The organism is Flexibacter flexilis DSM 6793, assembly GCF_900112255.1.
GTDB lineage: Bacteria > Bacteroidota > Bacteroidia > Cytophagales > Flexibacteraceae > Flexibacter > Flexibacter flexilis.
Map to the genome: position 1 here is coordinate 530811 of NZ_FOLE01000001.1, position 11376 is coordinate 542186.

Genomic DNA, 11376 nt, shown 5'->3' on the forward strand with positions numbered 1-11376 from the left:
AAAGTCGGGCGTGTGGCATGTTTTTGCGGCACGCCCGACAACCTTTTTAAGCAAAATTTGGTTTTCAGATACAGAAACTAATATCTTTTTGCTAAAATTAAATTTGGTGGCGATATGGAAATAATGCGCAGCACGAAATATGCCCGCCGCGACCCTTACGTAACAATGCTTTGGATTGGGGTGTTAGGTAGTGCCATTATCTTTGGGATGATTACGTTTATGTATGGAGTGCTCAAGCACAAGCAGCATTGGCAGGCCATTGCGCTGCCGCCGTCGTTTTGGTTGAGTACGTTTGTGATTATGGCCAGTAGCCTGACGCTGCACAAAGCCAATGCCGCCATCAGGCAAGAAAATTATGCACTATACAAAAATCAAATTGGCGCAACATTGGTCTTGGGCATTGTTTTTGTTGTTACGCAGCTTTGGGGCTGGCAACAGCTTGTAGAGCAGGGAATTGTGTTGAGTGGCGCGGTAGCGGGTTCGTTTGTGTATGTGCTTTCGGGGCTGCACATTGCGCACTTGGTGCTGGGTGTTGGCGTGTTGGCGTGGGCGTATTGGGATGCACGCAAAAATGTGGCTTATATTGATGGTTTTATTCAATACCTAAATCCTGTGAAGCGGGCACGCCTGAAATTAGTGTCGATTTATTGGCATTTTGTGGACATTGTTTGGCTGTATTTGTTTGTGTTTTTTTTGTTGCAACGTTTATTATAAAAATCAGAAAACCATGCGTAACATTACGAAACTATTGTATTTTTTAATGCTTACAGCATTGTTGTTAGACCTTTCGGCGTGCCGTTCCAAAAAGCGAGCATTACGCCGAAAAGCCAAACTAAAAACGACGACCACCACCACGAAAACCACCAATCAAAACAGTAGCAGCAACGCGCAATTTTTGACCAAAAAAGAAATTGAAAGTGTGATAAAAGCAGCCAAATCGTATTTGGGAACGCCCTACAAATACGGTGGCACTACGCGGCTGGGAATGGATTGTTCGGGACTGATGCACACGTCTTTTAAGGCCATCAATAAATCTGTGCCGCGCCGTGCACAAGACCAAAGCACGATGGGCAAAGAAGTGAAAATCAAAGAAATAGAAATTGGTGATTGGGTTTTCTTTACCGACACGCGATTGGGTAAAGGCATTACGCACGTAGGCATTGTTACGGAAATTAAAGACATTCGCAGTCAAATCAAATTTATTCATTCGTCCACGAAATTGGGCGTGGTGGAAAATAATTTGTATTCGGAATATTATATAAAAACCTTTGTAAAAGCGGTGCGTCCATGTATCTAAAACGATTTTTTATTTTTTTTATCTTTCTTAAAATCAGCGTTTTAAATGTTTTTGGGCAACATAATTTGACGCAAGAACGCTACGCCGACGGCGCACTCAAGGCGCAAGGCCGCTACACTGCCCAGCACGAACGCGACAGCCTTTGGGCGTTTTTTTATCCAGACGGAAAAACCAGTGCTTTACTTCCGTACAAAAACGGAATGCTGCACGGAACAGCCCGTTTTTATGATTTTGGCGGCCAGTTGCAGGCCGTAGAATTTTGGCAAAACGACATACAACAGGATTCGGCGTGGTATTACGAAAATGGCGTTTTGCACAAATGCGGCAAACTCAAAGATGGCGTGTATGATGGCCAATGGCATTTTTATAATGCTCAAAAACAGTTAGTTAGGCAAGGAAATTATGTAAAAGGCTTGCCCGATGGCCAATGGACTTTTTGGGACGATAACGGCACGCTTTGGCAAAAAGGCCAGTTTCGGGAAGGAAAAGAACAGGGCTGGTGGCAATTTTTTTCGGAAAAAGGATTGCTCCAACACGAGGGCAATTATGAAGACGGAAAAGCCGTAGGAAAATGGAAGTATTATAACAAAAAAGGAAAATTTTGGAAAGAAGACTTGCCGCAGCAGTAGCATTTACGTTTAATTGTTCGTTGATCAATTATATCCAAACATTTGTTTGTTTTTCCCGCCAAGTTTAATATTTTTGATTGAGTTTAAACCTTTTGGGCGATGGCTCATCTAAGAAGAAAAATATATTTTTAACCAACAACAATTTAAAAACGATGAAAAAATTTTTGTTATTGAGCTTTGCTGCTCTCATGTTCGTGTTCAGTGTGAACGCTCAAAACGCTGGCAAAACAAAACGCACTGCTGCAGAACGCGCAGAAGCCCTCACTAAACGTATGACAACCCAGTTAAGCTTGGACGCTGCTCAACAAGAGCGCATAAAAGTGATTAATCAACAAACTGCTCAAAAAATTGATGCAGCACGCGCCGAACTAAAAGGTAAAGAAAATGCTGCTGCTCGCGCTGAAAAAGTAAAATCGGTGGAAGCTGAACGCGAAACGCTTTTCAAACAAGTATTGAAGGAAGAGCAGTTCAACAAATATGTAGAAATGCGCAAAAAAGCGATGAGCAAAATGGGTAAAAAAGGAAAAAAAGCTGCCGTTACAGAAGCTGCTGCCCTTGACGAAGTAGAAGAGTAATTTCTTTATGAGATAAAAAAAAGCCCGATGCATATTGTTGCATCGGGCTTTTTTTTATAAACAATGAGGTATGCCCATAAAAGAAAAAGGCCTGACCAAACTGGCCAAGCATTTTGAACAACCATTAAACCTAAAACTATGAAAACAAAAACCTGCGGCCATGTCATCGTACCGCAGCTTTTTTACAAAAGCCTCCAAACAGCTTAGTGGTGTGCGTTTGAAGGCTTTGTAAAAAATAAAAATCTATTTGAATAACAATTTAATTATTTGGCAATTTCAATGTTAATTTTCTTGCCTTTGATTTGGTTGTTATCCATTACAGAAAGTACCTGTTGCACAGAGGCTTGTGGTATTTCTACAAATGAGAATTTATCGAAAATATCAATGTTGCCGATCGTGTTGCCAGGGATATTTGCTTCGCCTGCAATCGCTCCAACAATATCACCAGGGCGAATGTTCGACTGGCGACCAATATTGATGAACAAACGCACCATATTTTCGCCAGAGTATTGGCTACGTCCGCCGCGCTCGCGACCACCACGGTCACCACCACGCTCGAAACGGCCACCTTCTCTATCGCCACGCTCACGGCCACGGCTTTCGAAACGTCCGCCACGGTCTCCGCGTCTGTCGTCTCTGTCGCCACGCTCGTAACGTGAAGTTCTTTCTTCTGGTTTGAACATGTCATCTGAAATTTCCAACGTGCCCATGTTCATTTTGATAAGCGCACCGATAATGTCGCGTGTTTCAAAACCATCAAATACCAATTGGTCGATGATCGCTTGGTAATCTGCAAAACCGCCAGCGTTTACTTCCGCTTTCACTTTTTCAGTGAAACGACCCTGACGACCCGCCACGATTTCTTGCGCTGTTGGGATAGTGCCTTTTGTAATATCTACTTTCGTAAAGCGTTGAATATCACGCAAACGAGGAATATCTTTGTAAGTTACGAACGTAAAGGCGCGACCTGTTTTGCCTGCACGACCCGTACGGCCAATGCGGTGAACGTAATTTTCGTCGTCCATTGGCAAATCGTAGTTGAATACCGCTTCTACGCTGTCCACGTCAATACCACGAGCCGCTACGTCTGTAGCAACCAATATAGTAGTATGACCGCTACGGAATTTTGTCATTACGGCATTACGGCTTTGTTGGCGCATATCGCCGTGCAAACCTTCTGCCGCAAAACCTTTGGCGTTTAGTTCGTCCACCAACTCATCTACCATTTTCTTAGTATTACAGAAAACAAGCATGAGTTTGATGTCATAAAATTCTACCAAACGAGTAAATGCTTCTACTTTTTGGCGACCTTTTACTTCATAATAAAGTTGCTCAATGTTCGGTGTCGTAAGTTCATTCTTAGCGATTTTCACCAAAACTGGCTCTTTTTGATAACGCTTGGTAAGCGTCATGATTTCTTTAGACATCGTAGCCGAGAAGAAAACAGTTTGACGTTCTTCAGGCATACGGCTCAAAATCATTTCGATGTCTTCACGGAAACCCATGTCAAGCATTTCGTCTGCTTCGTCAAGGATAACCATTTTCACATTTTCCAAACGCAGTGTATGGCGTTCGATGTGGTCAATTACGCGACCTGGCGTACCCACTACAATCTGAACACCGTGTTTCAACGCTTTGATTTGGCGTTCGATAGACTCACCACCATAAATGGCCGCGATGCGAATATCAGAATTGTATTTGGCTAATTTTTTAAATTCTTCAGATACCTGAACAGCCAACTCACGCGTTGGGCAAAGTACTAAAGTTTGTACCGAACGGTCTAACGGGTCGATACTTTCGACGGCAGGAATACCAAAAGCAGCCGTTTTGCCTGTACCTGTTTGGGCTTGGCCGATAAGATCGTGGCCATTAAGCAAGTAAGGAATTGCTTCTGATTGAATAGGTGATGCTTCTGTGAAGCCCATATCGGCTATAGCTTTTTGCACGGAGGCCGAAAGAGGCAACTCTTCAAATTTTAACTTTTGCATTGAATTTTTTGGAATTAATAAAAATCGGGTTAATCTTTTGAAATGAGGCGGCTAAGTTGATGTTCTAAATACGCCTGATTTTCTAAACCCAAACAAAGCCAAAGGCGAGACTTACAATAGCAATAGCACAACATAAACAAGCATTGGCAACAACCATATTCCTCTTTTGCCGTTTGATTGTCCGATACCTTATGGAAGGAAGGACTGCACCGAAATACCCAAAAACGGTTAGGAGGGCGAACCTCAGGCACTTCTCTGTTTCAAGAAGTTTTCTAATTAATACTGGGATTAAAAAATCTGATGCAAACCTACACTTATTTTTTTTCTTAAACAAATAAGATGCAAAATTTTAGTTTATTTCTGTGCGCTACGATATAATTTTTACAGAGAAAATATTTGCAAATACAGTATTTTACCAAATAATATTTTTATTTTATACTATTTTACTTTTTTAAATAAAGTCCAAATATGCTTGCTTATCGTTTGCATAATTTTCCGAAAGATTTTCGTTATTAATTTCTTATTTTTTAATTCCAGTAAATGTTTTTTGTTTTTCAGGAAAAATGCTTGTATTTTTCAGGGTTAAATCAAAAACAATTACAAATCACACGGAGTTTTGCTAACTTTGCGCCTTAAAACCTAATGGCTCGGCCATTTCGTTTCTTAATTTGTAATTACGCATTATTATTCAATAGAAACTTCAATGATTTATCCAATAGTAGCCTACGGAGATACCGTCCTCAAGAAAAAGGCAAGTCCTGTAACCCAAGGAGAACTTGATGTAAAAAAATTGGCCGAAGATATGTTCGAAACCATGTACGAAGCCAATGGCGTAGGCCTTGCCGCTCCCCAAATAGGGAAAAGTATCCGATTTTTTGTGGTGGATGCCGAGCCAATGGACGAAGAAAAGCTCGTAGGTTTCAAAAAAGTATTTATTAACGCCACCATTTTAGAAGAAAGCGGCGAAGAGTGGGCTTACCAAGAAGGCTGCCTCAGCATTCCAGGTGTGCGCGAAGAAGTTACCCGCAAATCGGTTATCAAAATTCATTATTGGGACGAAAATTGGGTGGAACATACCGACGTGTTTGATGGCCTTGCCGCACGCGTAATCCAACACGAATACGACCACATCGAAGGCGTTTTGTTTACGGATTATCTTAGCCCTTTTAAAAAACGAATCCTGAAAGGCAAACTAACAGGCATTAGCCGAGGCGTAGCGCGTGCCGATTATCGTATGCGTTTTCCTGCCAAATAAATTTTATTGAGTACAACTGCTTTGCTTGCTGAAGTGTAAGCAGTTGTTTTTTCGAACGCACGTTCTAACTGATTGATTATGAACAGCACCCTATCTACCAACTATCATCTGACACAAAAAGTAAAAGATGAACAGTTCGACATTGACCGCATTAGCTACTACCACCTGTCTCTACAAGTGGGCACTACTCGTATGCGGTTTTGCATCCACGACTTGCAAAAAAATCGCTGTCTTTGGCTAGAAGACTATACGTTAGCTCCGCAAGAAAGTGCCGAAATGCAACTGCCACAGGTGCAAGCTATTTTTGAAAGTCACCATATTTTACAGGCAGGGTTTTGGAAGGAAATTTCGATTTCGTTTCTTAATCGTAAATTTTCTTTGATTCCTGCTTCGCTGTTTCAGGACGACCATCTTGCCGCCTATTTGCGCCCCATCGCGTCGGTGGACAGCAACACCGAACAAATCTTGCATTTCAAACATATCGGTGCAGATATTACCAATGTATTTCCTGCGCCCTATGCTTATACACAATGGTTTAAAGCCAAATACCCAAACAAAACCTTGCGTTTGGTACACAATACTAGTGCACTCATCGAAGCGGCTTTGCGCAACTCCGAGCCTGCCAGCAACACCAAGAAAATGTTTTTGTGTATCGAAGAGTCGCACGTGAGTATTTTGGTGACGCGTGGTAAAGTGTTGGAATTCTGCAACGTGTTCCCGTACAGCAACGATGCCGACTTTATTTACTTTGTGATGTTTGTGATGGATGAGTTGAAAATGAATCCAGATTCGGACATGGTTATTTTGTGGGGAGAGCTTATGCCCAACTCACCGATATACGAAAAACTATACCGCTACATCCGTAACGTACAGTTTGGCAATCGTCCGAGTATGTTGTCGTTCGGGTATCAGTTTGATGAGCAACTTGACCATCGCTACTACGATTTGTTTTGCGTGCATCTTTGCAAATAATATTCTTTTATTCCCTAATAAAAAAAACCTCTGTAACAATCGCTTACGGAGGTTTTTCTTTTTTCACTAAATCAAAAAGCTATTGGCCGAAGCGGTAACCAATGCCCGATTCGGTATTCAAAAATACAGGTTTGGTGGGGTTGTCTTCTATCTTTTTGCGCAATTGGGCGACGAAAACCCGTAAATATTGCGTCTGGTCGGTGTAATGCAAACCCCAAATTTGTTTGAGAATAAACTGATGTGTCAGGACGCGCCCCGCGTTTTGTGCCAGCAGAGCCAACAAGGAATATTCGGTGGTGGTAAGCTTTATAATTTCGTTGTTTTTGCGGACAGTGTGCGCCTGCAAATCAATACTTAAATTACCGAAAGTAAGTTGCTGCGGTAATACTTGCGGTGTGCTTTGTCGCATGGCCAAGCGCACACGTGCCAACAGCTCGCCCGTGCGGAAAGGTTTGGTTAGGTAGTCGTTTGCCCCCGAATCTAAGGCCTGAATAATTTCGTCTTCCTGCGTGCGTGCCGAAAGAATAATGATAGGTTGTTGGGTAAACTCGCGGAGCTTTTGTAGTACGACTTTTCCGTCGGTATCGGGCAATTGCAAATCCAAAATGATGAGTGCGGGTTGCCATTGTGCGGCCATTTGTAAACCCTGTTTGCCATCGGCGGCTTCGTGGACGATGTAGTCGTTTGCTTCTAAGGTGATTTGTAATAGTCGCCTGATTTGGGGTTCGTCGTCGATGACCAGAATTGCGTTTGATGGTTGCATTTTTAATCAAGTTCTTTTTATAAAGGCAAAGATTAGAAAAATATATTAGCGATAGATACACACACAGCAGGTTAAGGATACGAAACACCGTGCGTATTTACGTGGAGGTTGGATATTCCTGAATCGGGGAACGATATTCCTACATCAGCATACTATATTCCTGAATCGGGGAACAATATTCCTACCAATGCACGTCTTGGGGGTTGAGTGCCTCGCAAGGAATCGTAACCGTAAAGACCGCGCCGCCTTCGGGACGATTGGCAACGGCCACCGTACCGCCTTGCGCTTGGGTTAGGCCTTTTACAATCGACAAGCCCAGTCCCACGCCGCCCGCTTGCGCGGTTTTGCCCCGATAAAAGCTATCAAACAACAAACGCAGTTCTTCTTTGGTAAAACCTTTGCCCGCGTCGGCAACTTTCACCACAAAATTTTGATGCTCATACCCAAAACTCAAGTCAATGGCCGCGCCCTGCGGCGTGTATTGGGTGGCATTGAGCAATAAATTATGGACGATATTTTCCGTTAGGCCAAAATCTATCTTGACCAAAGGCATGGCGGCGGGCAGTATCATTTGAAAATGAAATTGCGCGAGTTGTTTTTGCAAATTGGTAGTCAGGGCATTGGCCAAGTCCTGCACGTCGCACCAGTCGGGGTGTGGGCGCAAATGCCCCGACTCGATGCGCGACATATTGAGCAAGTTTTCTACCAACCGATTGAGACGCAAAGACGCGGTATTGATTTCGTTTTCGAGTTGGGTCTTGTCGTCGGGGGAACAATTTTGCGACAAAAGCAAGTCGGACGCGCCCATAATGGTGGCAATCGGGATACGCAATTCGTGAGAAATGGAATTGAACAAAGTCCTGTACAGTTTGTCGGATTCGGCCAGCAAATAGGTTTGTTTGGCCAAATTGCGGAGGTATTCGCGTTCGTATTTGCCCGAAATGAGGGAAAGAAAAGCCTCCCAAAATTGTTCGTCGGCTTGTGTAAAGTTTTTGTTATGCGCCACGGCCAACACGCCCATATTTTGGGAGTCGCCAGTGAGCGGATAAAACGTGTAGCGTGTGGCGGGCAGCGTATCCGTCCAACGTCCAGCGCGTGCGTTATTCCTAAAGACCCAATCAATGATGCTTTCTTCCTTGTCGGTAAAGAAAAGTTGGGGCTTGAAATAGGTTTGTTTTTCGAGCTTGTCAGCTTCGTTTTTGATAAAAACAGCCACGTCCGCACCAAAATACTGCTTGGTGTTGGAGGCCACTTGTTGGGTAATCTCCTCGATGCTTTGCAGGCTGGCCAATCGGCGCGTAATCTGGTACAAGGCATGGGTTTGCTCCTCGCGTGCGCGGGTTTTCTTTTCCTGTCGGCGAATGCGGGAAGTAAGAATGCCGTTGAGCAAGGCAATGACAAAAAACATGACCAACATGAGAATATCTTCCACCCTGCCAATGTGAAACGTATGAATCGGCGGAATAAAAAAGTAGTCCCAAATCAGAGCGTAAAGCACCGCCGCCAACAAAATGGCCGTTGTTCCGAAAAACAACGAGAAAATAGAAATCACGAACAGGAAAACATAGGAAACGACCTCGTAGCCCAGATAATCGCTAAAGGCGTTGCAAATCACCGCCGAGACCACTACCAAAAACGTAACGAGCAAGTAATCTACCACCGAAGAAGTAAAAACAGGTACGAAACTTTTAGAAGATGGCGGCGTGGCGGTATTTTCTGCTCCAATCACATATACATCTATGTTGCCGCTATGCCTCAACAGTTGGTTGATAAATGTCTTTTGTCGCCAACGTTGTGACAGCGAACCCACCGACGAAGTGCGTACTAATACGTGTGTGATGTTTTCTTTTTGGGCAAAATCCAAGACGGTTTGCCAACGGCTATCGTTGGTAATGGTGCGGCAAGGGATTTCTAATTGCTTGGCCAGTTTGAAGTTGGCGGAAAGTTGTTGTTGCTCTTGGGGTGAAGGTTTGGTAAGGGTTTCGACATAAATGGCCTGTGCAGTTGCGCCAATGGAATAAGCCAGCGTCTTGGCGGAACGCAACAAAAAAGTAGATTGAGGCGTGGCATCAATGACAATCAGAAACCTAAAAGCCGATTTCCACGTCGCCTTGATGCGTTTGTATTGCATGTAGGCGTTGAGCTGCTTGTCCACGCGGTCGGCCACGATGCGCAAGGCCATTTCGCGCAGTGCGGTAATGTTGCCTTGTCGGAAAAAGTTTTCGCGGGCGTGTCTGGCGCGTTCTGTGCCGTAAATTTTTCCTTCGGCCAATCGCTCCAGCAGTTCGGCGGTGGTTAGGTCAATTACTTCGACTTCGTCGGCATTTTCGAAAATGCTATCGGGCAGGGTTTCGCGGACAATAATGCCCGTAATCTGCGCCACCGTCTCGGCGCGACTTTCCAAATGCTGTACGTTGAGGGTCGTGTAAACGTTGATGCCATTGTCCAAAAGCTCCAAAACGTCCTGATAACGTTTGGCGTGTCGGGCTTCTGGGGCGTTGGTATGCGCCAACTCGTCCACCAACACGATTTGGGGTTTTCGCTGAATAATAGCATCCAAGTCCATTTCTTCTACCAAAATATTATTGCGATAATATTTTTTGCGTGCCACAGTGGGCAAGCCCACGGCCATTTGTGCGGTCTGGGTTCTGTTGTGCGTTTCCACATAGCCCACCACCACGTCTGCGCCTTTTTTGAGTTCGGCGTGTGCGGCCTCCAACATGGCGCAGGTTTTGCCTACTCCCGCGCACATTCCAAAAAAAATCTTGAGCTTTCCGCGTTTGCTTTGGGCTTGCTCTTGCTTGAGTGCCTCTAACAACTCATCAGGATTGGGGCGATTTTCGGTCGGGTTATTCATAGCGATTTACGCCTTACAGGTTGTACAATTGGTAAAAAGTTACTGATATTTTTCTCGGAAAATTAGAGACAAACCACACATTAGCCTACAAAGCAAATAAAAAGATGCCACGCCTACGGCGTTAGAAATATAACAAGCGTACATTACAGCTACAAAGATTTTAATCCTAACGGATTTAGCGCATTAGCATCACAAAGACTTTTTAGACTTGGTATCTTTGTAGCAAGAAATTCTTGTAGGATAAAAACGCCTTTAGGCGTGGCATCTTAAATATATCACGGATTTAGCACATCAACATCATAAAGCCTTTTAGGCGTGGTATCTTTGTAGCAAGAAATTCTTGTAGGATAAAAACGCCTTTAGGCGTGGCATCTTAAATATATCACGGATTTAGCGCATCAACATCACAAAGCCTTTTTAGGCTTGGCATCTTTTTTATTCGCCTTACAATTCCTGTCTATTTAATTTTATCGACGGCCAAATTAAGCAAAAGAACATTGACGGTTGGTTCTCCGAAAATACCCAATTGTCGGCCTTTCGTGTTTTCATTCACTGCCTTCAAAAGCTGCTGGCGTTGGGTGGTGGTGAAATGGCGTGCATTGGCCACTTTGTCCACCTGCAACAACGCCGCTTGCGGGCTAATGTGCGGGTCTAAACCGCTGGCCGAAGCAAAAAGCATTTCGGCGGGAACGCTTTGGCGCAAGGTATCAATACCGTTTTGTGCTGCAAAATGTTGCTTGCGTTGCACGAAAGCTTGTTGCAGTTTGGCGTTGGTCAGCCCCCAGTTAGAGCCACCCGAAGGCAAAGGATTGTAGCCAATGGCCGACGGACGCGGCGAAAAATAAATACTCGTGTCCGTTGGTTGCCCCATTAGCTCACTGCCTACCAGTTTGTTATGTTCGTAAATCAGGCTACCGTTGGCTTGTTTGTGAAATACGGTTTGTCCTACCGCCCAAACCAACAAGGGATATACAATGCCTGTGAGCAGCGTAAACACACCCAAAATTTTGAGAGAAACAACAATATTTTTCATAGAAATT

Annotated in this window: 10 protein-coding genes; 6 read left to right on the plus strand and 4 right to left on the minus strand. The window is 44.0% G+C overall.

Translation table 11 applies throughout. The features are described from left to right. The first annotated feature begins 114 nt into the window (after nucleotides 1-114). The 4 genes from BM090_RS02275 (at nucleotide 115) to BM090_RS02290 (ending at nucleotide 2501) form a co-directional block, all read left to right on the plus strand. Nucleotides 115-714, plus strand: a complete 600-nt coding sequence (locus BM090_RS02275; protein ID WP_091506622.1) for a cytochrome c oxidase subunit 3 — start codon at nucleotides 115-117, stop codon at nucleotides 712-714. 13 nt (nucleotides 715-727) lie between these two features. Further along, nucleotides 728-1297 (plus strand): C40 family peptidase, encoded by a 570-nt coding sequence (locus tag BM090_RS02280; protein WP_091506625.1) that lies wholly within the window; start codon nucleotides 728-730, stop codon nucleotides 1295-1297. 65 nt (nucleotides 1298-1362) lie between these two features. Next, a complete protein-coding gene (locus tag BM090_RS02285) occupies nucleotides 1363-1926 on the plus strand; it encodes a toxin-antitoxin system YwqK family antitoxin (protein ID WP_177199813.1) in 564 nt (187 codons plus the stop codon). 152 nt (nucleotides 1927-2078) lie between these two features. Beyond that, the gene (locus tag BM090_RS02290; RefSeq protein WP_091506632.1) at nucleotides 2079-2501 is read left to right on the plus strand and encodes a hypothetical protein; all 423 of its coding nucleotides are present in this window, start codon (nucleotides 2079-2081) and stop codon (nucleotides 2499-2501) included. Nucleotides 2502-2764: 263 nt separating this feature from the next. On the opposite strand, the gene BM090_RS02295 is transcribed toward BM090_RS02290, so the two are convergent. After that, nucleotides 2765-4489, minus strand: a complete 1725-nt coding sequence (locus BM090_RS02295; RefSeq protein ID WP_091506636.1) for a DEAD/DEAH box helicase — start codon at nucleotides 4487-4489, stop codon at nucleotides 2765-2767. Between the two features lie 703 nt (nucleotides 4490-5192). Between BM090_RS02295 and def the strand changes: the two genes are divergently transcribed. Continuing rightward, nucleotides 5193-5744, plus strand: coding sequence for a peptide deformylase (def, locus tag BM090_RS02300; RefSeq protein ID WP_091506641.1), 552 nt, complete (start codon nucleotides 5193-5195; stop codon nucleotides 5742-5744). Nucleotides 5745-5822: 78 nt separating this feature from the next. Then, the gene (locus BM090_RS02305) at nucleotides 5823-6716 is read left to right on the plus strand and encodes a DUF3822 family protein (protein ID WP_091506645.1); all 894 of its coding nucleotides are present in this window, start codon (nucleotides 5823-5825) and stop codon (nucleotides 6714-6716) included. 79 nt (nucleotides 6717-6795) lie between these two features. Here BM090_RS02305 and BM090_RS02310 read toward each other — a convergent pair whose 3' ends face one another. From BM090_RS02310 to kdpC, 3 genes are all read right to left on the minus strand, one after another. After that, nucleotides 6796-7479: a response regulator transcription factor gene (locus BM090_RS02310; protein WP_091506649.1), complete on the minus strand. Its 684-nt coding sequence runs from the start codon at nucleotides 7477-7479 to the stop codon at nucleotides 6796-6798. 181 nt (nucleotides 7480-7660) lie between these two features. Then, complete coding sequence (locus tag BM090_RS02315) at nucleotides 7661-10336, minus strand: sensor histidine kinase (RefSeq protein ID WP_091506653.1); 2676 nt, start codon at nucleotides 10334-10336, stop codon at nucleotides 7661-7663. Nucleotides 10337-10793: 457 nt separating this feature from the next. After that, the gene (gene kdpC / locus BM090_RS02320; RefSeq protein WP_091506656.1) at nucleotides 10794-11369 is read right to left on the minus strand and encodes a potassium-transporting ATPase subunit KdpC; all 576 of its coding nucleotides are present in this window, start codon (nucleotides 11367-11369) and stop codon (nucleotides 10794-10796) included. Nucleotides 11370-11376: the final 7 nt, after the last annotated feature.

Coding starts and splice junctions, on each gene's coding strand:
- BM090_RS02280 (WP_091506625.1), top strand. CDS start 728: ATGCGTAACATTACGAAACTATTGTATTTTTTAATGCTTACAGCATTG.
- BM090_RS02295 (WP_091506636.1), bottom strand. CDS start 4,489: ATGCAAAAGTTAAAATTTGAAGAGTTGCCTCTTTCGGCCTCCGTGCAA.
- BM090_RS02310 (WP_091506649.1), bottom strand. CDS start 7,479: ATGCAACCATCAAACGCAATTCTGGTCATCGACGACGAACCCCAAATC.
- BM090_RS02290 (WP_091506632.1), top strand. CDS start 2,079: ATGAAAAAATTTTTGTTATTGAGCTTTGCTGCTCTCATGTTCGTGTTC.
- kdpC (WP_091506656.1), bottom strand. CDS start 11,369: ATGAAAAATATTGTTGTTTCTCTCAAAATTTTGGGTGTGTTTACGCTG.
- def (WP_091506641.1), top strand. CDS start 5,193: ATGATTTATCCAATAGTAGCCTACGGAGATACCGTCCTCAAGAAAAAG.
- BM090_RS02315 (WP_091506653.1), bottom strand. CDS start 10,336: ATGAATAACCCGACCGAAAATCGCCCCAATCCTGATGAGTTGTTAGAG.
- BM090_RS02275 (WP_091506622.1), top strand. CDS start 115: ATGGAAATAATGCGCAGCACGAAATATGCCCGCCGCGACCCTTACGTA.
- BM090_RS02305 (WP_091506645.1), top strand. CDS start 5,823: ATGAACAGCACCCTATCTACCAACTATCATCTGACACAAAAAGTAAAA.